Source organism: Candidatus Mycoplasma haematominutum 'Birmingham 1' (genome assembly GCF_000319365.1).
Classification (GTDB): Bacteria; Bacillota_I; Bacilli_A; order Mycoplasmatales; family Mycoplasmoidaceae; genus Eperythrozoon_A; species Eperythrozoon_A haematominutum.
In genome coordinates this window covers 278,909-304,707 of record NC_021007.1, presented here as the reverse complement: position 1 = coordinate 304,707, position 25,799 = coordinate 278,909, and the positions used below count along the sequence as shown (strand labels likewise).

Here is a 25,799-nt window from a genome sequence, read left to right as displayed (position 1 = left end):
AATAGAATACAAAATTTTAGAAATTTGTGTTATTTGTTAAGATAAAATAGCTTAATAATTATGTCTTTTTTCCCTTTGGCTAAGGCTGCTCCTATCTTTGGGGGGTTAACTTTAGCTTCAGTGGCGCCGTTATCGCAAGCAATACCTGAAAATTTTGCAGAACGTACTTTCCAATTATCTAACTGTGTTATGACTAACTGAAATAATAATCAGGCTACTGTATTTAAGTGTTTGCAGGAACAAGATGGTACTGCTTGAGCGTTCTATTTAAATTCCCAGTGAAATACTTGATTCTATGGAAGTAGTAGGAGTGGACAGAGTGGTACTAGTGGTAGAAGTTCAAGTGGTTTGCAGGGTAATACTACCTTAAAGATTGAAAAAGGTCATTTCGAGATTGTGGTTTCCAGTGGAGGGGAGGGAGGTCAGAGCAAAAAATTAGAGGTAGTTCAGGTGGAAAACCAAAATGGTAAGGTACGCGCTTATGCTCCATCATCAGTAAATAAAGAACCAAAGAATGCAAACTTACATACTCAACTTCAATCCTCTCTTCAATCCATTGAACAAGAAGCTTCAAAAAATACATCTGCTCCCTCTCGTTAATTTTTAGGGACTTTACTGATAATTATTACCTAATTTAGGGAAGTTAATATCCTCCGAAAGGAGGATATTTTTTATTAGTCTGACTTGTTTTGGTACTTTTATAAAGCTCTTCAGGTAGTTAGATATTTATTAATTACCTTGAACTGCAGGGGGGGGCATTGTTCAGTATTTAAGTCCACTAAGATTTGTGAGCTCCTCTTTTCTTTCTAACAGAATAATTATTTTTGCATCCACTATCCAAGAAAGCACTCTCTATGTTAGCTATATTTTCCGCAGGATCAGGGGCCACTTCCTATTCTTTAGCTAGTGGAGCCCACATAGTTCCTCAATTGTCTTTTAGTGGCAGGAGGATAGTCTCCGCTTTAGATACCTTTAGTAGCTCCAATAACTTAATCTTGGAAGCCCCCTCCTCCAAAGGATTAAACGGATCCCCCTTTAAAAGCAGTGAAAATAATACCTTAACTATTAATTCCAATAATTTAGTAGAGTTAAGCACTCAGGAAAGCTTAAATCAAACATTAAATCCATTGATTTCAAATACATTCAGCGAACTGCAAAGAGAAAATAGAGCTATAGAGTTAGAGAAAGAGAGTGCTGAAGCAATTAAGATAGCTAGGGAAAAAATAAATAAAGAAGATAGTCAGCTGTTAATCGGTGTAGTGCAGAAGTATAGAGACTACAATTCTGAAGCTAAACCTAGGAGACGGAGAAGGGAGATTGACAGTACCTTTCCAACACTAAAGGAAACACCTAGTCTAAGTGATCAGGAGAGACAAGTCCTCTCTAAACATTATGGTCAGTTTGTGAATTTAAGTGAATTGAAGCATAATTTTGAGGGAGTACTTACCGGAGCAGATGGAGGGAATAATAGTAGTGAAATAGGTGAGATTAGAGAGAGAATAAGATTACGGGAGGGAATAGATTCTCTAAGGATAATGAGGTGAGATTATCCTACTCTGCAACTTTTTGGAGGGAAATACGGTGCTCAGAGAAGAGATACACTAGATCCCCAGAGGGTTAGGGCCTGAAAGAATATTGAGTGCAAAGACGAGCATTGTGGTTGAACTAGGTGAGAAGATAATCCCTATCGTAATTTTTTCGAGTCTGAGGAAACTTGAAAATCAGCAATTCTAGCTATTACTACTCCACAGCAGAAGTTAGTGGATAATATAGATAATCCTAGAAAGGTAGTATGTAGTATGTTGTTCTTCCCAGGAATGGAAACTTTTGTAAGTTACTACAGCTTCTTATGGTTGATTAGAAAAGCGTATATATCCAGAAACGGTGCTGAATTTAAAAAGCTAAGTGAAGAATCTTGCGGTTCAAATGAGCAAAATTTACGATTTAAAGAGATAGTAGAAGCCAAAAATAGCCTTCAGTTTAAGATAGGATCAGAGCTTCTAGAGAGAATGAAGCTCCTAAATATAAAAAGTTAGTCTAATTACCTAAAGGGTTCAAGGGGAGGGGGCAAGCGCCCCTTCCCGTTGTAGTAGCTAAGTTTTAGGGATTTTGGTTTCTGGAGCCTCAAATTCAAAGAGCTTGTAGGGCATTTCCTCTATATTTTTCTTAACTTCGGCTATCAATTGAGAGTTAGAGTCTTGTAATTTCTTTAGGGCTGTATTCAACTTTTCAGTTTCCTGTTTTACAGCTGCTTGTAACTTAGAATGATAGGCTTGTATCTTAGTTTCGAGCTCTGCCTTCAAGCTAGAGGTAGAATTATTTAGTTGCGCTGATAATTGATTACTCTTGCGAGAAAGTTCCACCGATTGTCTAGACTGTTGAATAGCTAAGTCTAAGGATGCTCGTTGCAATTGGTCACCAGCATTTTTTCGCGCACCGGCTTTCTCTTTAGTAGAGCTATTAGAAGCTTCAAGTGCTTTAAATTTCCTTTCCGACTGTTGTTTTTCAGCTGATAGTCTAGCCGACTCTTCAGAAATCAAGCCATCCCCTGCAGTTGATAGGGAATCTAAATCACTATTGAGACTATTTAGTGACTTATTCATGAAGTTGGAGGAGGTGCTGAAAGCTCAGGCATTGATTGCCCCTGTAAGTCCTACTATAGCTCCAAATAAGTATTTGTAGTATATCAACTAGCGCAAAGAGACTCAAAAAATGAATTATACATAGAGGCATTATGGTCTAATTAAGGTAGTAATTAGTTCCTCCCCATCAGGGGAGGAATAATAGGTGAAAAATTAAGTATTAGAGTTTGTTTGAAGTATTTTTGGTTGCGTACGCCTCCTCTAATTAAAAAAGTTTAGATGGATTTTTAAACTATTTCCCCCCCCTAGAAGGGGGAGAATGACCAGCATTTCCCTAAATTAAGGTGAGGAGTTTATTGTTAAGAAGAGGCCTTTTGCTGTTTTTCATGTAGATGAGTGCATCAGTCTTTTCCCTGCGGAATTTCCTCAAAAATGGATTCAGGCATTTTTTCAATACATAACTTAACTCTTTGAATTAACTGAGTATTAGAGTCTTGTAACTTTTTGAGAGCGTCTTCTAGCTTTTGGGTCTCTGAAGAGACAGTATTTTTTAACTGAGAGTGATAATTTTTAAATTGCTCTTCTAGTTGGGTTTTAAATTCCTGAGTTGAAGTTTGCAAACTTTTGGATAATTCTAAGTGTTTTTGGTTTAAAGTTGACTGCTGCTGATAGGATTGAAGATTGAGTGCTGAATTTTTAGATATGAGATCGTTTCCCGCCTCTCTTCTAGTTCTAGATTTAGCTTTCGCTTCCTGATTTTGAGTGTTTAATTTTTGAAAGCTTTCTGTCGAAGTTGCCTGTTCACTTGAAATCCTCTCATTCTCTCCCTCTAGTTGAGCGTCTCCCTCGCTAGAGATATTTTCTAATTCCCCTGAATAGGTTGTTAGTTCTCTTGTAATTAATGCCCCCCCCCCAGGGGACTGAAGGCTAATGCATTAACTCCTCCCGCAAGCCCAGCAATAGAAGTCAGTAAATACTTAGTGAAAATCACAGGATTTAGTGGAGAGGTTTAAATCTTTCGCAAGATGAATTTAAATAGAAGCGTTTTCAGGGGCAGCAACTACCTCAATGGGCTCGCTCTTTGATTTTTTAAGTTGCTGTTTCTTATATCTTCTTTTAGTTAATAGGGAGATAATTTTGGACAAAATAAGTCGTTTTGCAATTGCAAGAATAATTGATCTAAGTAGAGAAACTCAGAAGTTCACCATAAACTCCTAGTTATTTTGTTTAGCAGTTGATCTTAAATGCTGAGTTGCAGGGCATCAGTCTTTTTCAGGCTCAAAGATAGATTGAGGCATTTTCTCCAAGCATTGTTTTAAATCACTAATTAGCTTCTTATTAGATTCAGTTAAAGTTGTCAAGGCGGTTTCTAATTTTTGAGTTTCTGCTTGTACTGTTTGTTGCACTGACTGAAAAGCTGTCTGTACATTCGTGTCAAAAGAGGACTTCATCTTCAAATTATTGTCTGCTAGCGTCTTCTCCATCGAGAGCTTTTTAGTTTGCAATTGATAATCTTGAGAAACTCGTTTTACCCTTAATTGGACATCTGCACTAGCTAAGCTTTCTCCCGACTTTTTTCTCTCACCGGCTTTAGATTTAGTTGCATTGTTTTGATCATCTAGTTTTTTAAAATTAGCCTCTGATTTAGTTCTCTCTGTTTGAAGTCTTCCATTTTCTTTCTGAATTAAACCATCATTTTCAGTAGAATTACCCTCTAACTGATCTGAGAAATTTTTTAATTCTTCAGTGACTAGCGCCCCCCCCGAGGAGCTAAAGACTAGAGCATTTATTCCTCCGGCAAGTCCAGCTATTGCGGTAAATAAGTACTTAGTGAAAATCACTAACCTAGTTAATTTTGTCTAGGCAACAGACTAAGCAGCTGAGTTAGCTCTAAATTGTTGAGTTTCAGGGCATCAATCTTGATCAGGAGTAAATATAGCTTCTGGCATTTTTATGAGACATTTTTTCAAATTATCAATCAACTTACGGTTCGATTCTTTTAAGGTTGTAAGTGCACTTTCTAATTTATCAGTTTCTTGTTTCACTACTGTTTGTAGCGCATTAAAAGAGGCTTGAACTTTTGTCTTTAACTCAGTTTTAAATGATTCAGTTTTTGAATTTAATTCTGACTGTAATTTTGTTTTTTCTCTACCTAAAGCTGCATTCTGCGTAAGATTCTGTCAGACTAAATTGTCATTGGCCCTAGTTAAATTGTTTCCAGCTTCCCTTCTAGACCGTGAACTAGATTTAGTATTTTTATTCTCATTCTCTAGTTTTTTAAAGTTCTCAGCCGACTTAGACTCCTCAGTCTTAATTCGACTATTTTCACTATTTATTAAACCATTGTGGTTAGTTTCAGCAGTACCTAATTCACTATTCAGTTCTTCTAGTTCTTTAGAGGTTAACGCCCCCCCCGAGGAGCTAAAAACTAGAGCATTCACTCCTCCAGTTAAAGCAGCTATGGCCCCAAATAAATATTTAGTGAAAATCACTAAGTTAATGTAGAAGTTATTTTACCTTAAAATACAATTCTTTCCCCCTAATAGGGGGGGGAATAGACCAGCTACTTTAGGTAGTTTTTTTCTTTTCCTCAGCATTAATGTAATCACAGAAATTGTCATTATGTTTCTTCAGTTTATCTGGTTCTACAAATATAGAGTTAGGCATTTCTTGGATACATTTTTTAACTCGTTCAATTAATTTTTTATTAGACTCTGTAAGATTCTGCAATGCAGTTGTTAACTTCTTATTCTCAGCATCTACTGAAGCTTTAACAGTCTCAAACAGTTTTTTAACACCATTTTCTAAGTTTTGCTTAACTTCTGCAGTGCCTTTTTCAAGTGCTGACTGCAGCTCATCCTTTTTAGCATTTAATGCTCTATCTTGAATGCGTCTCTCTGAGTTAAGGTTGTCATTCACCCCTTTCATAGCATTTCCCGCATCCCTTCTAGCCCGAGATTTTGATTTAGTCTCTTCATTTTGAGTCTCTAATTTCTTAAAGTTTGATTCTGATTCTTTTTTCTCTCCATCTAATCTCTCAGCTTCTCCTGCAATGAGACCATCACTTTGAGTTGAGCTATTTTCTAATTCAGTCGAAAAGCTTTCTAACTCTCTAGTAACTAACGCCCCCCCCGAGGAGCTAAAGACTAGAGCATTAACTCCTCCGGTAAGTCCAGCTATTGCGGAAAATAAGTACTTAGTAAAGATCAAAAACTCTAATTAAAGCATCACTTTAAATAATTAGGTCTTTGAATTCTATTAAACTGTGGAGGAACGCATACTGGATGTAGCAGGGCATCACTCTTGATCAGGCTTGAAAATAGCCTGCGGCATTTCTTCTAGGCATTTTTTAAGTTCTTGAATTAGCTTTTGATTAGATGCCTGTAATGTCTTGAGCGCTTCCTCCAATTTTGAACTTTCAGCTTTTACTACTTGAGAAATTTCTTGAAAAGATTTTGTGACATTATCTTCAAGAGTAGTTTTTAAAGTCTGAGTAGTTTCACTTAATTTACTCTCTAATTTATGTTTTTTCTCAGATAATTGATAGTTAGATTTATGTTGCGTTACCCTTAATTTTTGGTCTTCAGTTGACAGTGCTACACCAGCAGCTCTTCGCATCCTAGACTTACCCTGAGTCTCTGTATTTTTAGTTTCCAGTTGCCTAAAGCTTTCCTCAGACTTATTCTTTTCTGAAGATAATCTGTCAGATTCAGTTTTTATAAGTTCATTTCTCATAGAGAAGTTAGAGTCTAATTCACTATCCATTTCTTTTAATTCTCTAGTAACTAACGCCCCCCCCAGGGGACTGAAGGCTAATGCATTAACCCCTCCAGTAAGTCCAGCTATTGCTGTAAATAAATACTTAGTAAAAACCACTAAGGATTAATAAGAATCTAGCCCTAAAAGGGCTAGAAAGCAGAAAAAATTAGGATTTAGCCGTTTTCGACTTTTGTTCAGCAACATAATCACAGTAGCTTTTTCCCTTTAGTTCACTAGCCTCAACAAAAATGGATTGAGGCAACTGTTCAATACAATTTTTTACCTTTTCAATCAATTGGCGGTTCGATTCTTGAAGCTTCGCAAGTGCTTCACTTAATTTTTGAGTTTCTTCCTGTACAGCTTTTTGGACAGTCGAGAATGCTTCTTTCGCACCGCTTTCTAACTTAGATTTAAATTCGCTTACCTTGGAGTCAAGAGTAGACTGTAGAGATTTTCGCTTTTCTTCGAGTGCACCGTTCTGCTTTATCTGGTTCAATCGTAATTCATAGTCACTTTTCTGCAGCTCTTCTCCCGTTGTTCTTCTGGCTCTAGATTTAGTTTGAGTGTTCTTATTTTCTGTATCTAACTTGCTGAAATTTTCTTCAGCCGTCTGCTTTTCCTGTGCAAGTCTCTTATCTTCACCTTCTATTAATTTATCTCCACTCTCTAAATTGGTTCTTAACTCATTCTCAAATTGCTGTAATTCCTGACTAACTAACGCCCCCCCCGAGGAACTAAAGACTAATGCATTAACTCCTCCTGTAAGTCCAGCTATCGCAGTAAATAAATATTTAGTGAAAATCATCTAACTAAGACTTCCCTTCAGCGACTGGAGACTTACATTTTCTATCTTCTTCCTTCTCCTTAAATATTTCATATGGCATATTCTCTATGCATTCTTTCACTCTCTGTATTAACTGCTTATTAGATTCTTTTAGGTTATCAAGAGCTTTAGAAAGTTTATCAGTCTCCTCATCTACTATTTTTTTAACCTCTGTTCTTAAAGTCTGTACTTTTTCCTTAATTCCAGTTTTGAAAGTTTCAAGAGTCGTTTTTAGGCTATTTTCAAGCGTTGTCTTTTGAGCATTTAGTTTAAAGTTTTGGCTTCTCCTCTCTGAGTCTAGTTTGTAGTTTTCAGATTGCAGAGAATCTCCTGCAGACCTCCTACTTCTGGATTTCCCCCTAGTCTCTTCGTTTTTATCATTCAATTCCTTAAATTTAGACTCAGAGGTTTTTTGTTCTTCAATAATTCTCTCATTTTCTTTATTGAGTTGACTCTCTCTATTTTGAGAATCGGAGTCTAAGCCCTCAGAATATGAACTCAGCTCCTTGCTGATTAACGCCCCCCCCAAGGGGCTGAAGGCTAATCCATTTACTCCTCCAGTTAAACCTGCAATTGTTGCAAATAAATATTTTGTAGAAATTATTTTAGGTAAAGATTAACAAATTTTTGAAGTCATTTTACCTGGATTAATTCTGTTATACTTTCCCCCTCCAAAGGAGAGTGGCTGTCTTGAAAAAGTTAACTTGAGTTAGAGTCTTTAGCTTGTCTTTGTTCTTCCACATAATCGCAGTAACTTTTGTTTTCTAACTTTTTAGGATCCACGAAGATTGATTGTGGTAGCTCATTAATACAATTTTTTACCTTTTCTATTAATTTTTGATTTGATTCTGTTAAATTTTTAAGAGCTTCTGATAATTTCTCATTTTCTCTATCTACTGAAGTTTTAAGAGCTTGAAATAACTTTTGAACTTTTTCTTGTACTTTTTCGCTAGCACTTTTTGTATCACTATTTAATTTTTCCTGTAGTTCCTTCTGTTTACTCTCTAGAGATTGATTACTTTCTCTTGCCTGCCTATCAAGTTGATAGTTTTCCCTAGTTAACTCTTCTCCTGCGCTTCTACGTTGCCTAGATTTTGCTTTAGTACTCTCATTTTGATCATTTAGTTGGCTGAAATTTTTCTCAGCTTCAACCTTCTCCCTATTTAAACGATCACATTCCCTAGTAATTAAGTCTGAATTAGAGTCGTCACTATCAGATATCTCCCTTTCAAAGTCCTGAATTTCTTGTCCGATCGTCGCCCCCCCCGAGGAATTGAAGACTAATGCATTAACCCCTCCTGTAAGTCCTGCTATTGTTGTAAATAAATATTTAGTAAAAACCATGTAAATTAAGTTTTTTGACTATCATACAGGCACTTGCTTTCTTCAGGCTTAGTTACAAATATCTCTTGAGGTAGATTTTCTATACATGTTCTAACTTTTTGAATTAATTCCTGGTTAGATTTTTGCAGGGTCTTTAAAGCATCCTCAAGCCTTTTAGTTTCTTCATCCACCTTGGACTTAACTTCTTGAAATGCTGTCTTAACACTAGCTTCTAGGGAGGTTTTGAAACTGTCAGTACTGCTTTTCAATTTCGCCTCTAGCTTATTTTTTGTACTATTTAATTCACTGTTATGTTTATAGTTAGAGAGCTTCAAGTTATGATCTTCCTTACTCAACTGTTCACCGGCTGATCTCCTGCTTCTAGATTTATCCTTGGTTTTTTCATTTTCATCTTCTAAATTTTTAAACTTAGTCGATGATTCTTGTCGTTCTTTATTCAGTCTACCTTCTTCTCGAGAGACTAGAGAATCTCCCTCCCTAGAGGAGTTGTCTATTTCCCCGGAATAGTTTTGCAATTCCTGCTGGATTAAGGCCCCCCCCAAGGGGCTAAAGGCTAATCAATTAACTCCACCAGCGAGACCAGCTATAGTCGCAAATAGGTATTTGGAAAATACCATAGTTTCAAACTAAATCTTAGAATATAATAAAGTCTGAGTCTAAATGAGAGTTGTTAACTTCTAACTAGAAAAGGTAGTGCCTGTATCTTTTGCCAAAGTAGCAGTGCTAGGTTTAGGAGGGGCAACTACTGCTTCCGGAGCATATCTCTTTCTAAAACCTGAATCTACTGAGGTGGATACTCGTTTTGCAACATTTTATGACTCTATGAGAGACTCTATTATTTCCGAAGAAGATAGGGAAGAACTTCAGCAAATGGGCATAGAAGTAGAGAAATATATTAGAGAGAGAAATTCAAGATTTAGTTCAGCAGCACTCTGATTGTTAGAGAAAGATAATCATAAGACTTTATTTTCAGATATTGCGAAAGTAGTAGGCAAGAAAGAAGGGTGAGAAGCTACTGTAGGTAGTTTAGGGAATAGACTACAGGAATTAGTTAGAGAAGTTAAAAAAGATAAGGAAGAAAGTACGAGAGTAGAGTTCTCAGAAGATAAGTTGGTGGCTAAGGCATTGAAAGCCGATTTGAAAAATATTACCTCTAATTTAGAGAGTTTGCGAGAATCCTGCAGACCAGATAAGAAAATTGACTGTAATTTAGAGAATCTTTATTTGCCAGTAGCTGAATTACTAAAGAGCTGGGAAAACGATGATGAAGAAGTCTTACCTAAATCAACGGAAATTACTGCTTTAACACCCAAGTCCTCAGCTAAGTAGTACTTAGCAATCCTTCTTCCCCTAGAGAGATAGTTTCCCTACAGCCCCTAAAACTGTGGAGTTTTCCACAGGGGGGGGCGAAAATCTCACTGGAGGTTAGTCAATTCTGTTAGGTTGTCTAGAAAAGAACCGGAATTACAGCTCTCAATAGTAGATGATGATAATCAGCTATCTAGAAGGGAAAGAGAGTACTTTTTTGAATCAGATAGGGTTAGAGCAGAATCTCTTAGAACTTGAAAAATTCACCTTACCATTGTGGTGTCCGTAGCATTATTGATTAGCGCTGCAGCACTTATCTATGTATTTGCAAAGGGATAATTTTTCCAATTTAGTCTAATCTCTAGCTAGAATAATTGAGTTTTGGGTACTGAATGGGCACAGTATTCAATATTCGGAGTTGTCACACTTATATTTTTAGGTTTTATATATCAGTGAAATAAAAATCCCAAAGCTAGGGGACTAGAAAAGCTCTTAAAGTTTAGGAGAGAGCTTTTCGGATTACGTAAAGATTTTCTCTTCTTAATTCAGAAGAAAGATTTACACGATTCTAAGGTAGAGTCTTTTCTCTCTGGTTTAAAAGTACCTTCAGGCAGGGGAGTTTCAGCTAAGAAGGTGACAACCACTCTTGATAAAAAGTCAGTTGAGTTTAAACAATTAGTAGCTGATGAGCAGGTATTATTACTCTGCAAGAGACGTATTCTAGAGTTAATTAGGGAGTTAGAAGAATTAAATAGTAAAGCACTACAGAAAGCTTTAAAAAGCTTTAATAAAAAAGGAGAGACTGAAAATTGGGAGGAAGAACTTTCAAGATTAAAAGAGGAGACAACAGAACTAAAGGATAATCACAGCAGGTTAAGTCACGGATTCCTAGATTTTCAGGAGAAAGCAAGGAAAAAATTGCTAACCTTTAAGACTCCAGCGTAGATTATATGCTTTCAGTGAAATCCAAGGCTAGGAATTTCATGAATAAATTATTTCCACCTGAACAGACAGAATCTATTGAGGAATCTATATATAAAAATGGGCTTGACAGTCAGATGTATTTTAGTGCTCAGCGAGAGGCGTTAAATAAAGAATTGAATCACATGCAGAAGTCCATTTCTGCGGAAAGTCTTAACGCACCGAAGCTGCTCCTCTCGGGTGCTGAAGAAATTGAATTTAGCAAGCTTAAAGAATTGATTATGAATCATGACAAATTCTGAGATACCAAAATATCAGGTGCTGAAGACTTTGTTTCTCCAAACTATACAGCTTTAGTAGAGAAGAAGGAAAAACTGAAAGCAGAGGGCAAAGCTTCTCAAGCCGAATTAGAACCAATTGAAGATAAGGAGAGAAAAATACCGTTACTCCATAACTGATCTGTAGGAGAGGATGCAGTAGAAGAGTTACTCTCTAAAAAATTAGCTAAGGCGGGGGTAAATGCACTCATCGTCTTAACTGATGATGCATACACCAGACAGTTAGTAGGTTACAGGAGAATTATCTCTATACTACAGGACCTAAAAATAGAATTTTTTGAATACACAAATATTCAGCCTTTAGTAGATAGAGATACAGCACTTAAAGTAGTAGAATATGCCTACAAATGTAGGGCTAATTCATTTTTAGTTGTAGGCTCTAATTCTCTAATTGATTTCTCTAAGTTAATAATTAAGAACCTTATAAAACCTAACAGTATAAAACTTTACTCTAATAGAAGTAAGCCAGTAGTTTCAGCATATTACTCTATTTTTTCAGTACCTACACTTGTAATGCCTAGCCCCAAGATAGTAGAACAGAGTGTACTAGTTAATAAACCTTTCCTTAAAAAATTAGACTATTTTGATCAGTCAATTTATCTCTTCAATCCTATAGATAGTTCAGACCATGTATTCTACTATCCTGTGTTTATACTAGAGTATCCTAAGAAAAAGCAGATGGAGTTACTCCATCTGCTCTTCTTTAAGCTACTATTTAGTTATTTTGATAGTGAGTTAAATAGCAAGGACCGTATGAGGTTAATTAGAGAAGTTAAGTCTATAGAGTGATATCTAAATTATTTGTTGCGAAATTCAGATCTAACCTTAGTGGATGCCAAAATCATTATGGAAATAGCTGCTAAGTGCTTTGATGGGAGATACTTTATGACTAAATCTTCCTACTGAACTTGATATAAGTTAGCAGCGAATTTAACCCAGATAACTAAGATAGAACTCTATAAATCACTGGCTCTATTCTTACCTTCCTTTCTAGAGTACATAACTCTAAATGACAAAGAGGGTCATGATAGAGCCCTTGAATTAGCTTATATTATGTACGGTGTCGTTTCTACAGAGGGTTTACTGTTATATCTGATTAAACATATAGAAAAATTTGGACTACCTACCAAATTTTTTGATATTCCATTCCTAAAGGATATAGATACTAAATTCATCCAGCTATTGATGAAGCAGGCATCCCCAATGTTATGTTCCCACAAAATATCTAAGACAATAATTCAGAATTTAGCTGTCTGGTAGCTGAGCCTTATGAGGGTGGTCTCCACCCTTATATATCTTTAGCTTTCTCAGTAAAGCTCTAGAGAGATATCTATTTTTAGGAAGCATTCTCTTTACAGCTAACATAAGTAATTTATCTGAATATTTCTCCAACATTTCAGCACCGCTCCTGCATTTTAGTCCTCCAGGATAGCCTGAATGTCTATATCAATATTCATTTTTAGCTTTATTTCCAGAGAGTCTTAACTTATCCGAATTCACTACAACTATGAAAGCACCACAATCGTATGAAGGGGTGAAGTCTACCTTCTCCTTTCCCCTGAGTAGAGTTGCTATTTTTACTGCAAGTCTACCTAAATATTCTCCCTGAGCATCTAAGAGAATCCACTTTCTCTGAGCCCAAGCCTGTTCCTTAGTTAATAGGGTAGTCTTAAACATAAACTCCTAAGCTAAAAAAGCTAAGCAGAGGGGAGGCGTTTAGCCTCCTCTAGAGTCTTAAAGTGAGTTTTACAGTACTGTTCTGCCTTAAATCCCCTTTTCCTGTGTAGCACTCCAAAAGCTCTAACAACTGCTGAAGAAGCACCTAACGGCAATTCATAGTCCAAGCTCTTGGAGAGTTTATCTACTTCCTCTAGAAATAAATATCTACTGATTATAGAGGAGATAGCACAAGATAGATATTTCTGTTCAGCTTTAGTTTCAAAAAAAGTTAAGTTTATTCCCTCTATATTAATACTCTCTAAGTGTTGATAGTATTTTTTAGCTGTACAGAATTGATCAACTATGGTTTTAGGAGGAAATAGCTTCCCTTTCTCTCTTAGAAGTTTTTCCAACTTTTCCCAAAGTAGGTTGTGTCCATAACTTAGCAGGAGGTTAATATTCTGGAATTTTTCATAAATCCGATTATATTCTGAGATTTCAAAGGAAATAGATAAGATTCTCCAGTCTAATAGCTCCTGTAATTTAGGAGCTAAATAGTATACAGTAGCATCACTTAAGAGCTTGGAATCATTAATTTTCTGCAGTATATTTTCATTTTTAAGTAGAATATAACCTTCCGAATCTAAATATGTAAGTGAAATATGAAGTCCTCCAAAGAAATCTCCCTTACCACTTTCATCTGAAGCTGCTTCAGCTTCAGTGAAGGAATATCTCAGTATTAACTCAACTGTCTGGGCGCAATTTTGAAAATAGGTAGAAGCTCCTCAAAAAGTCTAGCTACTAACTGCACTAATGCTAGTCTAGCTAATTTAGTGGTAGGATTGTAGTCATATGAAATAGAGAAAGAATCATAGAAAGAGTGAAACTTCTGAGCTAGTGAATATAAATATGCTGAGAGAATATTAGGCTTGAGAGTTTCTACCGCTTTACTAAATTTCGACTGGGAATACAAGATTGTCTGAATTAATTCAAGTTCAGTATCACTATTGAGTGCTTCGAAATTTAACTCTTCTGGAGAAATTTCTAGCTTTAGAAGTTCTGAAAGTTTAGAAGCTCTGGAATATGCATACAATATATAGAAAATAGGATTATTGTAGTCTTTATTTCGTAATTTATCTATTTCTATATCTAGTTCACTTTCTTCATCTCTAGAGCTTAAAAATCATCTAATTTCATCAATAGAGAGGTATTGTTTCAGTTCAGCAAGAGTTAGGTAGATATTTTCCCTCTTAGAGAAGATCACTTTCTTTCCATTTACAACCAATCTAGAAAGTTGAGTAAGTTTATATCTAACTACTTCTTGAGGCACTCTTAGACACTTAAAAAAGGCCCTCATTCTACCTATATGACCTTTATGGTCAGCTGCCAATGTATTTACAACAGTACCGTTTTTGCCTAAAAACTCTAATTTATAGAGATGGTAAATTAGGTCTTGACCAAAGTAAGTAAGGGCACCATCACCCTTTACAATCACATCATTTTTTCCCAAATCAGGATCAAATGCTTCTGTTCTAAATCAGAGTGCATTATCCTCTAGGTATATATGATCTTTGATTTTGGAGATAAGACTTGTTAATGCACCTTCAGAGCACAGCTTACTTTCGTAATCCCAGCTATCAATCTTGATTTTTAATTCTTCTACCTCTTTTTTTATCAGTTTTAGGAAGAAATCTACTGAGTAGGTAGTAATTTCTGAAGTAATTTCCCTATTTTGGAGTTCTCAGTAGTATCCAAAGTGTTCACCTATAGACCTCGCACAGTCGCGCACATTTTCATCAGTATATTTACACTGACTAATACTTAAATCTAGTGGAGAGGCTTTAGCTAGGTATGAATGCATATTGTGAATTGAGGCAATTAACTCCTTTATCTGAGTTCCTCCATCATTTACCAAATAGGACCTATACACTGAATTACCGTTATATTCCAATAAGTTAGAAATAGTATCTGTAATTACACCATTCCTGATATGACCTATGTGTAACGCACCGGTAGGGTTTGCAGAAATTATCTCTATGAAATATTTTGCAGACCTGTTTTCCGGCGCGTTAGCTGCAAAGATAATTTTTTCAACCTTTAGAGAAGATAGATAAAAATCTTTAATAACTTCTGGAGAGACAAAGAAATTAATATAACCTTTTGTCACTTCCATTCTGGAGATATATTCATGTTTAGGTATTTTTTGCGCAAGTATTCGTTCACTTTCTTCCAGTGTCTTTCTGTATAGAGAGGCAAGTATAAATGGGAGATTAGTATTGAAGAGTCCATATTTAGGATGTCTGGACTCTTCCAGTACTATCTTGTCTTTTAGAAGTGTAAATTGACTCTCTGCCACAACATCTTGCAGAAAATTAGTTAATCTCTCTTTAAGTTCTAGTATCACCTCTAGTTACTTAGAGTTAAGCTAAAACTCCTAAAGTTTAAAAGCTATCTCTTAATTAAATTTATCTGAATAAATTTCCTTATCTAATATATAAGTAAAGTTTTAGGGGAAGTAGAACACACCCTCCCCTTGTTTTCGGATGCGTAGTTTAATGGTAAAACAATAGACTCCAAATCTATTGAGTGTGGGTTCGATTCCTTCCGCATCCGCCATTTTTAAGCAAATTATCTAGATTTAACTTATTTAAAATTTAAAGTTTTTATTGTATAAAAAGTCTTAGTTACGATTAGGATTTTTTAATTAAGGGAATCTTCCATATTAGTTGAGTGCAATTTGAGAGCTTGCGCAGCATTGAAGGGAACTCTCGTTTGTCAGCCTCTCACTCCTTCCCCTTTCTAGCCTTCTACTTTTTACTGGGAAACAATTTGACTGATCAAAGCCAGAAGGCGTTAACTCTTATATCAAATTATTTGTAATCGATGAGAGTAGTGCTGCAGGAACGCCTGCAGCAGTTTCCGTTACCTCTACTTCAGGGGGGGGCAGTCAAGTTAGTAAATCCTATGAGATAGTACAGGTTTCTGCCGAAGCAGGAGGAAGCCGCTCCTCTTTGAATAGCAAGTTAGCTTTAGTTGCCAAAATGCCCTTAACTTCTATAGAAAATTTGTCTAATTGAGAATATTGTTTGCCTACTTCATCTCCCTTAACCACTACCACTCAAGTGCAAGTTCAGGCTGCAGTTTCTACTGAAAGTGCATCATCTGGAGAGTGTTCGTTGCAAAAATGATCTTCCAGCAGTAGTTCTGGAGAGAGCAAGAATACCTCGGGCAATCCAGAGACAATCAAATACCTCCTAGAACTAGCTTCTAAGTATATTAGATTACAGCATCAGGTAAATATGATCTATTTATTTCACGCCAAAAAACAGGAGAATTCTGCTAGCAGTTCAACTGCAAGTAGCAATGACTTATCTAAAGTGAATGGAGAATGCGGTTTCAAATCCGACACTGCAGGAGAGGCCAACTCTACCTCCACTTTAGCCCAGCAAATGCTTTTAACCTCAACAGCGAAGGTGAAAAAGTGTCTACCCTTTCCCCTATTAGTTGAAATTTATCTGAAATTGAAATCCAGTACAGCTACAACTGTAGCTTCTTCTGAATCCACTACCTCTAGCTCTATTACCCAGGAAAAGATTAAAAATGGAGAATTGTGAGGTCAACTTTCCTATGGTCTTACTGATTATTGGGGAAATGTCAAGCAAGTAAATCGCCATGGAGGAAATGAAAGTGCGCAAAAAGAACCTGTGTTAATCGAGGTCCCATTAATACTGAATTACACTCTCTCCGAACCTAGCGATAGCAGTGATGGTTGCAATTCTACAACTTCAAATAGCGATGATAGTAAGCCTAGAAATTTTGAACAGCTCTGGCAAAAGTATACAGATAGATCATTGAGGTTGTGTCACTACCTTAAAAATAAAGAAACTAAAAAGGAACGATAACTTTTAGTTCAATAAATTGTGTCGTTTCTGGAATGACTCCAGGCTTGAAAAGTTGGAGGAGTCTTTAGTGGACTAGTCCTACCCCTGTTATTATTACATTTTTCGAAAACAGAAACACCTCAGCTCGTCGTCAATGGTTGAACACTTCCAACTTTAAATGGTCTTTATTCTAGGGTTAGGCTTTTTTTAAAAAATATCAAAACACCTCAATCAAGTTCCGATATCGTCCAAACTAGCACAGGGGGGGGCAAAAGTTCAGAAAGTCAAGTTCCTGATTTAATTGTGGAGGTGCCGCTAAACTACTTTGGAATTGCCTCTAGATATAGGTACTGTTTACCAAATTCTTCAAACTTAAAGGCAAAAGTGGAGGCCAAGCAAGTTGCAAGTACGGAAACTCCCACTTGTCAACTCATTTCCCCCTCTACAAGTACCAGCGATTTAAAGGAAGAGGTATTAAATTATCTACTTGACTTAACTACTAAGTATATTTCTGTTCAGCACGCAGCTAATATGGTCATGTTTTATGATGATAAGGTAAATTTTTCAGGCTCTAGCTCCAAGTTAAAGCAGTTGAGTCGAGATTGCAGTATCTCTTCCGCTCAAGATAGAGATGTTGTAAGGGAATTTTTTCTGCACTCTATAGCTAAAGCTAAAAAATGTCTTCCTTCCCCGACTGCTGTAGAACTTAATTTGAGACTCCCAACCTCAACCAACTCTGAGGATATAGGTGCGTTAACTAGGGAGAAGCTAGCTGGTGGAAGTTTATCTGGTGTTTTAAAGTATGGTATTTTTGACTACTGGACTACTAATTTAGTAAAGTCCAGTAGTAATCAAAAGGGAGTGTCAGTTAAGGTTAATTGACCAATTGTTTATTCACTTTCAGACTCAACATTAGAGCAATGCTCACTCAATGCTTTTCACGCACGAGTAATGGAACAACAGTTAAGTATTTCAGCACTTTCTAGCTGCTTCACCTCAGCTAGGTAATAGTGAGCTTTTGAGAGTTATTTAGCCAGTGGCAGGGGGGGGCTGCTTTCGCAACTGTGTTGGCCGCAATTCCAATACTTAGTATTTTTGCACTGAGTTCTCAGGGAAGACTAAATATTACTGGTTGAGAGTCTTCAACCTTTCACGGTCTCTATTCGAGAGTCAAACTATTTATAAAAAATAATGGAGGAAGTCAACAAAACGGCACAGCCGATCTAGTGGCTCAAGTACCACTTTCGGAATTAGGGAATTATTCTAAATACAAGTGATGTATTTCTGATAGTTCTAAGTTGAAGAAAACTGTTTCGGAACCGCAAACATCTGTAAGTGCTGAAACAACTGGTCCAAAATGTGAGCTTCAATATTTTTCTGTAGGAAGTAGTGAGAATCAACTAGAGTCAGGAGTAGCCTCCTATCTACTAGAAACAATTACTAAATATCTAGAGGTGCAGCATGTAGCTAATATGTTTGTACTGTACGACAAAAATACACAGCAAGAGAATAAAAGCAGCAATGGTGCTGTTACGAAAATTGCAAATGCATGCAAGATTTCTAAGTCTGATGCTTTTGAGGTTGTGAAAGAATTATTTTTAGGTTCAGAAAAATGATCAAAAAATTGTTTAATGTCTCCAATTATTGTTGATCTTGAGCTTAAGTTAAATGGTTCAACTTCTACTACAGTAGTTACTCAAACAGCTGAAACTACACCCTCCGCATCATTAACCAAGGAGAAGTTACAGTCTGGAACTTTAAGCGGACGTATCAATTATGGAATTTTTGACTATTCTTCATATAAAAAATTGAAGGAAATTCCCTCCAGCAATAATGGAGGCAATAAAAATTACTCCCTAAAGATTAATTGACCCATTCCATATAAGTTGAGTTCACCTTCAAGAGATAATACCGATCCATGTTCACTAGAGAAGTTGCATGAAAAAACTAGAAAGCGAGAGTTGAAGTGAGAAGATATAAAGAGTTGCATTAGTTCTGTATCATAGATGCATTGAGTTTTTTCTGAACTTCTCTTTTTTAACAGTGAACACATCGGATGAGGAGTAGGTTTAGTTGCATGTATGATTATTTCTGCAGTAGCTACCTGAAAATTTGCTACCTGAAAATATTCCAAGCAAATAGGCAGAAAAGATATGATTACTGCTTCCCAGGTGAGAGAACTTTACAAGCAAATAGGCAGAACTCCCACAGAAAAGCAAATTAAGCAGATGCTGGCAGCAGTAAACAACAAAACTAGGAATTAACAAAACACTCTAGGAGAGAGGTAAGTTAAAAGTGAGTTTTTACTCACTTTTACTTCCCCCTCCAAACCTCACTGGAGCATTACATCTTGGACATCTCTGAAATATCATACTTCAAGACTTTAGGTATAAGTGAGAGGAAATTAGGAGAACTTCTACATATTGGGCTATTGGAGTAGATCATGCAGGCCTTTCCTTTCAATCTAAATTTGATTCCCTTTACGGTGCGAAATTTTCGAGGGATAGAGAATCAGAATACTTAGCTGAGATGCATAAATATGCAGAAAGTCTAAAAAGTCAGATTCACTCTCAATTTGCACTAATCTCCTCTTCACTTCCTATTTCCCGAAGTAGATATACACTCGAAGAGGATTCAAGGAAATTCGTACTTAGTGTTTTTTCAATGTTGTTCTCCCAGGGATTAATTTATAGGGCTAAAAAATTAGTTAACTGAGATATTCAACTTAAGGAGGTACTATCTGATTGCGAGATAGAATACAAATCCTCCACCTCCAAACTCTACTATCTGAAATATTTTGCAGCTGATGGGAGGGACGAAGAGTATTTAACAGTTGCTACTTCAAGGCCTGAAACTATTTTTGGAGACACAGCTCTCTTTGTGCATCCCAATGATGAGAGGTATATCAAGTGAATTGGAAAAAAAGTTTATATTCCTGGAGTTAAAAAAGAAATACCAATACTCTCAGATGTCTCAATTGATCAGGAATTCGGTACTGGAGTAATGAAGTGCACTCCAGCCCATGACCCTCTAGACTGGGAGCTAGGGAAAAAATATGCACTTGACTCAATCTCTGTTATTGATGAAGATGGGAGATTAAATGCACTTACTGAAGAATTCAAGGGATTAGATAGATTTTTAGCTAGGGAAAAAATAATAGCTAAATTGTCTAAACTAGGATTTTTAGAAAAAGTGGAAGACTATCAGACTAATCTAGCATTTTCCACAAAAAGTAATACACTCATAGAAAAAATGGTTACAGAGCAGTGATTTCTCTCAGCTGCTGTTTTAGCTAGGAAAGTTGCACGCACCCTAAGGGAAGGTGGGTTTAAATTTAAGGTTTATCCTGCCTCTCAAAAGGAGAGACTATTGACCTATCTAGATAATATGGAAGACTGATGCATTTCTAGGCAAATACCCTGGGGCATAAAGGTACCGATAGTCTATGACAGGAAATTTAGAAAATACAGAGTTAACCAAAAAGTTACTAATCCTGAAAGAGAGAGTCAGGAAGATATAGTGCTAGACACTTGATTCTCCTCAGCACTCTGACCTTTTATAGTATTTGAGGGAAAGCCTTGAGATAGGGAGAAATTTTTCCCCTTCAATACCTTAATTACAGGGAAAGATATTTTGCTACCCTGAGTCTCTAGAATGTTGTTCCTTTCATATCACTTAATTGCAAAATTGCCCTTCAAAAATGTTTATTTACACGGATTATTAAAGAATAAGGCGGGAGAGAAAATGTCTAAATCTCTGGGAAATGGAATACTTCCCGAAGCACTTTACGAGAAGTATAGTTCTGATGTAATACGAATAGCTTTTCTAATGAATACTAATTTTGATAGAGATATCAGATATAGTGAATTAATCTTTCAAAAGGCTGCTACCTTTTTACATAAATTAGAGCATATATTCAGTTTTTTTAAACAAAAAATAAATCCTGATTTGAATAGACAACTACTGGAGAAACCAGATCACTTCAATTTTCAAACATTAAGGTGAGTAGAACGCTGAATATATAGAAATTTCACACTTCTTGGTGAGCGAATAGAGGAGCTTTATGCTCAATATGATTATTTTTCACTGGTTAGGGAGATTATGACTTTTTACACAGAGAGCCTTTCCAATAGATTCCTTGAACTATTTAAGTTAGAGCAAAATTTGAGTACAGATCTTATAAAATTCCTAGCTTACACTTGAGAGGTTGCAACCAGAATAATTTATCCTTTAGCCCCAGCTTTTGCAACCAGAACATACAGAGAGATATTTGGTAGGGAAATTAGGGGAGTGTATCCCAAATATTTCTATCCAGATCAAATTACAAATGACTCTCTCAGATATGAGTGATTCTTTGAATATATGAGAGAGGTAAGGAGAATATATCAGGCACTCTCACTGGATTATTCTAGAACAGTCAAGGTGACTGTTATATTGACCCCTAAGTCTAAACATACTGAGAGAGAGTTAGAGGAGTTTGGGCACTACTTTAAGAAGTTAAATCATCTTCTAGTGCGGTGCGCTAATATAAGGAGAGAAGCACACTTCCCTACGATCAAAATCGGCGCGCTTTTTTTTGAGTTGGAAGGTGCTTTTTTTGATAGAGGTAAATATGCTGAATATGTAGAAAGAGAGGCTAGGAAATATGCTTTTGAGGTGGAGCGAGCTAAGCAAATACTTTCTCGAGAATCGTTCAAGGAGAACGCTCCGGAGGGGCTCTTAAAGCAAGAAAGAGTTAAATATAGGGACTATTCTTCAATGTACAAGTTTTACTCAGAATTAGAAGCACAGCTGAGATAATTAATGGCTGCTGAGGCAAAAGATATTTATTTTCCCACTAGGTTACTAATGTTTTGATACTGACTGACTTGCCCTCTATTATTACTAATGTTCTTCGGATTACTTTATCTGTTTCCTAAGCTTCGTTGAAGGTTAATTGCAACTTTTTGAAGTCGGCACTGAGATTATTTCAGGAACTTAATTCCATTTGCCTGAATAGTCTTAGGTACTGTTCTGCTAGTTAATACAGTGTTATCTATTTTCTATGTAATTGATATTTGAGCTATAGGAAATAACTCTAAATATTCTGTATATTGAACTGCTAATGGAAGTGACTCTCCACTTCTAAATTTTTGTTCAATTATCGGTTTCGGTGCTGTACTCTACTGAGTTGTAGGAGTAGTAAGTTACAGAAAATTTTGACTTACTCACTTTAAGTCTTCTATTCGAGAAATGATTAGAAATAGTTAAAAAATGAGAGTTATAGACATTAACTATATGAATTGCGCTATCTGAAAATTAGTGAGAAAGAATGATTATTCCTATCTTTTGTGCTGTTGTATGCTATTGTTTTTATTCCGATGTGACCTAATAGCCTGGTGTTTGCGCCATTACTTATCTGATATATCTATCTATTTCGGCTTTCCTGAGTTAAATCATTTTGATGATTAGGAGGCACTGTTGTTTTTTATCATTTCTGAGAAGCTTCTTCCCTGTTTGTTACAGAAAAAATAGGATTATCCCCCTTCCTTTCTTGCTGCAGAAGTTGACTACAAGAAAGATTGGTTAGGATAGTGGAGTCTAGGTATTCTGGGGAAACAGGAGTGGCTGTAAACTACCTACTCTTTAATAAGAAAGGAGTAGAGTTAAAACCATTTTTAACTCAGCTGAATCAACTTTCAGTCACCCACCTATTGGTGGTGAGTGGGATGCACCTAAATATTCTGAAAAAAATAATTGAGAAACTAGGGAGCCGCCTTCCCTCTAAAAAATTGAGCAGAGCTTTAGTATTAGTGGTTTTAGGTACATATAGTTGAGCTACTGCATTTTCAGTTCCCTCCTGTAGAGTTTTTTTGGAAGAATCGGGAAGTGAAATTCTGAAAGACAGGAAGACTACTCCCCTAATTAAGTGAGCAAAAGCTAGCTGATGCTCCTTTTTACTCTTCCCCCATTCTATAAATTCTCTAGGCTTTTTCCTATCATACTCCATTTCCCTTCTGTTCAGACTTATTGATAAACTAGAACTTTTAAAGTTAAAAAATTGAGTGCTAAAAATGAGCATTGCTGCTTTAATTGCTACATTTACATTCTCATACAAAACTAGAAAATTATTTCCACTTTCAATTCTTAATCAATTGTTTTTGACTCCAATAATTACACTTGTATTTATCTTCTTTCTAGTGAGTTGACACTTTCCCTTCTTAAGTAGTATTGGAATAAAAGTGTATGAATGATTTAGCTCTTTTATATTTACCTTAGGATTAAACGGTGCTTATATTGAGAGGGAGAAAGGGTCCTATTTAGAGCCTCTTTACTTTAGTGCTATACTTGCATGTTTGGGATTAATGATTTCTAAATTGTACTTGTCCTCAGGAGAGGAGTATAGGTACTCAAAAGGAGTTCAGCTAAATTCTAGGTTCGCCTAGGAGGGTAGTGCTCTGAATATATATTTCTAGAAATATTGACTCTCTAGAGCTGAAGATAGAGGAGTTCTTAGAAAAATTTAAAGGAGCGGAAATGCTACATTTGCGTAGACCAAGTTTCGAGGATATCAAGAATCAACTACTTCAGGTGCGTTTGTTTGGGGAGATAAAGCATTTTTTGTTTGAAGATTTTATAGGTTCTTTTGCAGACATAGAAAAACTATTTAGTAGCCTTGCACTTGATGCAACTATATTAATTACTAAATTGGTTGAGCAAAAGGTAACCTTACCTTGATCCTTAATAGAAAAATTAGAGGACAGAAATTATCTATTGAATAGAGCATCTTTAAAGTCAAGAATTAAATATTTAGAGTTAGTGCTCAAAAGGGAGGAGGTAACACTTTCACCTCACTATTTATCTTTGGTAAAAAAGGGAGGACTAAATAGTGCTATTCAGATTCGAGGTATAGTAGAGCAATTGAAATTGTTGGGAAGCTCTAGTCAAGATGAATTAAGCGAGTCAACTTTAAGGGCAATTATTAGTTCCAATAATGTAGTTGAATATTTAGATGAAAAATGATCCTTTTTAGAGTGATATCTTACTGGAAGAATTAAAGAATGATATTTATTTTTGCTGAAAGTCAGCACTTCTAGTAGTTTTATTCAGGAGTTTTTGCGTTCTTTCTGTAGTTCTCTAAATTACAATTTTTGAAATAGTAGACACAATATTGAAACTCTATTAGCTATCAGGGAATTAAGTTATAATTTCTTTATTTTCACAGAGTCCTATATATTTAAAATCAAAAAAGACTCTTTTTCCCCTGTAACCTACTTCTTCTGGAAGAATAGGCCGTTAAGGCCTCTCTTGTGGATGAATTAAGGTGGATATAGAGTTAAGTTAAATATGTCTCTACAAGTGAGTGAAATGGAGAGCAGAGCCTGCTCTTCACTATTTGAATTAGTCAAAGATTATCTAACTAAGTTATCTTTTTGCGGTCGCTTCCTAGATGATTTAAGTACTGGAGAGGAGGAGAGTATTGATTTCCTCACTACCTCTTTCAGTCTCTTTAGGGAGTTAGGAAAATTAAGTTTTAACTCAAATCAGGTAGAAGGATTAATTCCTAAATTCAGGGAAGCTCTTGAGAAAAGTAAATCTAAGAAGGTAAGTGTTGAGACAGTTTTTAACAGCAATTATGCTGGAGAAAAAGAGTGAGTTGATGAGGTTAACTATATATATGTTTGAGTTTTAAATAGCTATGGACTTAATCTAAAGACAAGTAATGTTAGTGAAATTCAGTCTAAATATGCTTCTATTGAGACTGTTGAAGTTGAAGTACAGCCCGAGAATCAACTTGAAGGGGAGGGGAGGACTCAGAAAGTATTGTCCGGAAAAAGGGGGAGAGCTTCATCAAAACATTGGGGAGGATTATCTATATACAGAAATATATTTCGAGTGCACAAATTGGGGGATATGGATGATGAAGAGAGCTTTGAATATATTGTTTCTAAAACTCAGGCAATGGAGAGGTTGGAGAGGGAAATCAGAAGCGGAAGAGTGTATGTTTATCTCTCCAAACCTTCAAGAAATCCTATATTGAAGAAGTATTTTTCCTATCTTTGTCTTGTGGGAATAGTCTTCAGCGGCGTTACATTTTTAGTTGCACTAATTAATGCTACCTCAAATTCAAGTGGTTCAGGTGGAAGTAATGGAAAATGACATCCTACACTCTTTACAGTGATGAGTTTTATATTTTTCTTACTCTCCTGAAGGGAAAATAATAGAGGATTAGAAAATGAAAACTTTAAGTATTGTTTTAGTAGAAAGATTTTCTTCTACTACTTTTTTCTCTCCTCTTGATTTCTGTTAAGTTCGGTTGGAGGAACTTCTTCAGCTGATGGAGGTTACTCTTCCCTATTTTCTGGAGATACTTCTGCCACTGTATTTTTTGCCCTCCTAGTTTCGGTTGTAATTATCTCAGTAACTTTTTTCCTTGTAGGATTTTTCTTTTTAAATCCTAAGAAGAATAAGGAATTAATAGAGAGATTGTTAAATAAATATTCAAGCCCTCCCTATCTAAACAGGTAATTTAAATGATTCAGGCAAGTGTACCTCTGTTGAGGGGCGCAACTCCTAGAAGAAATAAGTATAGACCATTATTGTTTTTCAATTTGATTCCAAATATTGTTTTTGGATGCTTTATAGGATTTTTTGTTCACCTAATAATTATTGCGGGAGTATTAATTGCCTTATTTACACAGAGTAGAGACTATCAATTACTTTTTTATTCCGCTATTGGAGTAGTAGTGTTTTCTATTTCCTTTGTAATTTATAGATATAGATTCTGAAAGGTGTTACGTATCCCCTCCTACAAGAGTTTTTTGATTTCTAGAAATAAATTACTAGTCTGACTGTGGTGAACTTTTAATGCTTGGTTATTAAGTTGTTGAGCCGCAATGGTGTGTGTAGGAGTATTTAATGGATTTTCTTGAACGCATCAGACATCTCCTCAACAGTTAGTGTTAACCTCTAATGGAGAAATTACTAAATTGAATGGAATTGTATTGTGAGTCGTTCACTGATTCCTAATAGCTCTATTGAGTTTGAGCTATAAGAGACTATTTGAGGTATTTAGATATGGTCAGGAAAAATTGAAATTGAGAAGGGCTCAGTTGAAACAATTTAGAATACGAGCTGAAGAGGAGATAAAACTTCAAACCGCAGCTGCCTAGAGCAGGAAATATTTGGAAAGTGAAAGGTGATT

At 35.9% G+C, this 25,799-nt stretch carries 30 protein-coding genes and 1 tRNA gene; 17 read left to right on the top strand and 14 right to left on the bottom strand.

Annotation, left to right across the window (positions count from 1 at the left end; all coding sequences use genetic code 4):
• Nucleotides 1–60 precede the first annotated feature (60 nt).
• Nucleotides 61–600 carry a hypothetical protein gene (locus MHM_RS01650; protein WP_015511699.1) on the top strand — a complete coding sequence of 180 codons (540 nt, stop codon included), beginning with the start codon at nt 61–63 and terminating at the stop codon, nt 598–600.
• A gap of 254 nt (nt 601–854) precedes the next feature.
• Entirely contained in the window at nt 855–2,036 is a 1,182-nt protein-coding gene (locus MHM_RS01645) for a hypothetical protein (RefSeq protein ID WP_015511698.1), read from the top strand.
• A 57-nt stretch (nt 2,037–2,093) separates the two neighbouring features.
• Here the strand turns inward: MHM_RS01645 and MHM_RS01640 are convergent, their stop codons facing one another.
• From MHM_RS01640 to MHM_RS01590, 11 genes are all read right to left on the bottom strand, one after another.
• Nucleotides 2,094–2,690: a hypothetical protein gene (locus MHM_RS01640; protein ID WP_043902113.1), complete on the bottom strand. Its 597-nt coding sequence runs from the start codon at nt 2,688–2,690 to the stop codon at nt 2,094–2,096.
• 251 nt (nt 2,691–2,941) lie between these two features.
• The gene (locus MHM_RS01635; RefSeq protein WP_043902112.1) at nt 2,942–3,202 is read right to left on the bottom strand and encodes a hypothetical protein; all 261 of its coding nucleotides are present in this window, start codon (nt 3,200–3,202) and stop codon (nt 2,942–2,944) included.
• A 411-nt stretch (nt 3,203–3,613) separates the two neighbouring features.
• Nucleotides 3,614–3,790 (bottom strand): hypothetical protein, encoded by a 177-nt coding sequence (locus MHM_RS02960; protein WP_015511695.1) that lies wholly within the window; start codon nt 3,788–3,790, stop codon nt 3,614–3,616.
• Between the two features lie 6 nt (nt 3,791–3,796).
• The gene (locus MHM_RS01625) at nt 3,797–4,423 is read right to left on the bottom strand and encodes a BAR domain-containing protein (protein ID WP_015511694.1); all 627 of its coding nucleotides are present in this window, start codon (nt 4,421–4,423) and stop codon (nt 3,797–3,799) included.
• Between the two features lie 30 nt (nt 4,424–4,453).
• Nucleotides 4,454–5,074 (bottom strand): hypothetical protein, encoded by a 621-nt coding sequence (locus tag MHM_RS01620; RefSeq protein ID WP_043902110.1) that lies wholly within the window; start codon nt 5,072–5,074, stop codon nt 4,454–4,456.
• Nucleotides 5,075–5,150: 76 nt separating this feature from the next.
• Nucleotides 5,151–5,792 carry a hypothetical protein gene (locus tag MHM_RS01615; protein ID WP_015511692.1) on the bottom strand — a complete coding sequence of 214 codons (642 nt, stop codon included), beginning with the start codon at nt 5,790–5,792 and terminating at the stop codon, nt 5,151–5,153.
• A gap of 48 nt (nt 5,793–5,840) precedes the next feature.
• On the bottom strand, nt 5,841–6,458 hold the full coding sequence (locus tag MHM_RS01610) for a hypothetical protein (protein WP_015511691.1): 618 nt from the start codon (nt 6,456–6,458) through the stop codon (nt 5,841–5,843).
• Nucleotides 6,459–6,507: 49 nt separating this feature from the next.
• A complete protein-coding gene (locus MHM_RS01605) occupies nt 6,508–7,146 on the bottom strand; it encodes a hypothetical protein (RefSeq protein WP_015511690.1) in 639 nt (212 codons plus the stop codon).
• Between the two features lie 4 nt (nt 7,147–7,150).
• Nucleotides 7,151–7,693, bottom strand: a complete 543-nt coding sequence (locus tag MHM_RS01600; protein ID WP_043902109.1) for a hypothetical protein — start codon at nt 7,691–7,693, stop codon at nt 7,151–7,153.
• Nucleotides 7,694–7,863: 170 nt separating this feature from the next.
• On the bottom strand, nt 7,864–8,508 hold the full coding sequence (locus MHM_RS01595; protein WP_015511688.1) for a hypothetical protein: 645 nt from the start codon (nt 8,506–8,508) through the stop codon (nt 7,864–7,866).
• A 5-nt stretch (nt 8,509–8,513) separates the two neighbouring features.
• On the bottom strand, nt 8,514–9,125 hold the full coding sequence (locus MHM_RS01590) for a hypothetical protein (RefSeq protein WP_015511687.1): 612 nt from the start codon (nt 9,123–9,125) through the stop codon (nt 8,514–8,516).
• A 76-nt stretch (nt 9,126–9,201) separates the two neighbouring features.
• Here MHM_RS01590 and MHM_RS01585 point away from each other — a divergent pair, with 76 nt between their 5' ends.
• The 4 genes from MHM_RS01585 to MHM_RS01570 all read left to right on the top strand — a co-directional run bounded on the left by MHM_RS01585 (nt 9,202) and on the right by MHM_RS01570 (nt 12,335).
• Nucleotides 9,202–9,837: a hypothetical protein gene (locus MHM_RS01585; protein WP_015511686.1), complete on the top strand. Its 636-nt coding sequence runs from the start codon at nt 9,202–9,204 to the stop codon at nt 9,835–9,837.
• A gap of 114 nt (nt 9,838–9,951) precedes the next feature.
• Complete coding sequence (locus MHM_RS01580; RefSeq protein ID WP_015511685.1) at nt 9,952–10,155, top strand: hypothetical protein; 204 nt, start codon at nt 9,952–9,954, stop codon at nt 10,153–10,155.
• A 42-nt stretch (nt 10,156–10,197) separates the two neighbouring features.
• The gene (locus MHM_RS01575) at nt 10,198–10,761 is read left to right on the top strand and encodes a hypothetical protein (RefSeq protein WP_015511684.1); all 564 of its coding nucleotides are present in this window, start codon (nt 10,198–10,200) and stop codon (nt 10,759–10,761) included.
• Nucleotides 10,762–10,766: 5 nt separating this feature from the next.
• A complete protein-coding gene (locus MHM_RS01570; protein ID WP_015511683.1) occupies nt 10,767–12,335 on the top strand; it encodes a dehydroquinate synthase/iron-containing alcohol dehydrogenase family protein in 1,569 nt (522 codons plus the stop codon).
• On the opposite strand, the gene rplM is transcribed toward MHM_RS01570, so the two are convergent.
• The 3 genes from rplM to argS are packed head-to-tail and all read right to left on the bottom strand — an operon-like array spanning nt 12,321 to nt 15,138.
• Nucleotides 12,321–12,752, bottom strand: coding sequence for a 50S ribosomal protein L13 (gene rplM, locus MHM_RS01565; RefSeq protein WP_015511682.1), 432 nt, complete (start codon nt 12,750–12,752; stop codon nt 12,321–12,323). The two genes, MHM_RS01570 and rplM, sit on opposite strands and share 15 nt — an antisense overlap.
• Nucleotides 12,753–12,772: 20 nt before the next feature.
• Nucleotides 12,773–13,471 (bottom strand): ribonuclease HIII, encoded by a 699-nt coding sequence (locus tag MHM_RS01560; protein ID WP_015511681.1) that lies wholly within the window; start codon nt 13,469–13,471, stop codon nt 12,773–12,775.
• A gap of 2 nt (nt 13,472–13,473) precedes the next feature.
• Nucleotides 13,474–15,138, bottom strand: a complete 1,665-nt coding sequence (gene argS / locus MHM_RS01555; protein ID WP_015511680.1) for an arginine--tRNA ligase — start codon at nt 15,136–15,138, stop codon at nt 13,474–13,476.
• 137 nt (nt 15,139–15,275) lie between these two features.
• Here argS and MHM_RS01550 point away from each other — a divergent pair.
• From MHM_RS01550 to MHM_RS01500, 11 genes are all read left to right on the top strand, one after another.
• Nucleotides 15,276–15,350 (top strand) — tRNA-Trp (locus MHM_RS01550).
• A 110-nt stretch (nt 15,351–15,460) separates the two neighbouring features.
• Nucleotides 15,461–16,636: a hypothetical protein gene (locus MHM_RS01545; protein WP_015511679.1), complete on the top strand. Its 1,176-nt coding sequence runs from the start codon at nt 15,461–15,463 to the stop codon at nt 16,634–16,636.
• Nucleotides 16,637–16,654: 18 nt separating this feature from the next.
• Nucleotides 16,655–17,623, top strand: coding sequence for a hypothetical protein (locus MHM_RS01540; RefSeq protein ID WP_043902107.1), 969 nt, complete (start codon nt 16,655–16,657; stop codon nt 17,621–17,623).
• Between the two features lie 2 nt (nt 17,624–17,625).
• Nucleotides 17,626–18,621 (top strand): hypothetical protein, encoded by a 996-nt coding sequence (locus MHM_RS01535; RefSeq protein ID WP_015511677.1) that lies wholly within the window; start codon nt 17,626–17,628, stop codon nt 18,619–18,621.
• Nucleotides 18,622–18,879 carry a YneF family protein gene (locus tag MHM_RS01530; protein ID WP_015511676.1) on the top strand — a complete coding sequence of 86 codons (258 nt, stop codon included), beginning with the start codon at nt 18,622–18,624 and terminating at the stop codon, nt 18,877–18,879.
• Nucleotides 18,880–18,910: 31 nt separating this feature from the next.
• Nucleotides 18,911–21,415 (top strand): valine--tRNA ligase, encoded by a 2,505-nt coding sequence (gene valS, locus MHM_RS01525; RefSeq protein WP_015511675.1) that lies wholly within the window; start codon nt 18,911–18,913, stop codon nt 21,413–21,415.
• A gap of 87 nt (nt 21,416–21,502) precedes the next feature.
• Nucleotides 21,503–21,865, top strand: a complete 363-nt coding sequence (locus MHM_RS01520; protein ID WP_146222369.1) for a hypothetical protein — start codon at nt 21,503–21,505, stop codon at nt 21,863–21,865.
• Nucleotides 21,866–21,975: 110 nt separating this feature from the next.
• Nucleotides 21,976–23,040, top strand: coding sequence for a ComEC/Rec2 family competence protein (locus tag MHM_RS01515; RefSeq protein ID WP_187286213.1), 1,065 nt, complete (start codon nt 21,976–21,978; stop codon nt 23,038–23,040).
• A 7-nt stretch (nt 23,041–23,047) separates the two neighbouring features.
• Nucleotides 23,048–23,917 carry a hypothetical protein gene (locus MHM_RS01510; RefSeq protein ID WP_043902105.1) on the top strand — a complete coding sequence of 290 codons (870 nt, stop codon included), beginning with the start codon at nt 23,048–23,050 and terminating at the stop codon, nt 23,915–23,917.
• A 24-nt stretch (nt 23,918–23,941) separates the two neighbouring features.
• Entirely contained in the window at nt 23,942–25,123 is a 1,182-nt protein-coding gene (locus MHM_RS01505; protein WP_015511671.1) for a hypothetical protein, read from the top strand.
• A 5-nt stretch (nt 25,124–25,128) separates the two neighbouring features.
• Entirely contained in the window at nt 25,129–25,767 is a 639-nt protein-coding gene (locus MHM_RS01500) for a hypothetical protein (RefSeq protein WP_015511670.1), read from the top strand.
• Nucleotides 25,768–25,799 lie beyond the last annotated feature (32 nt).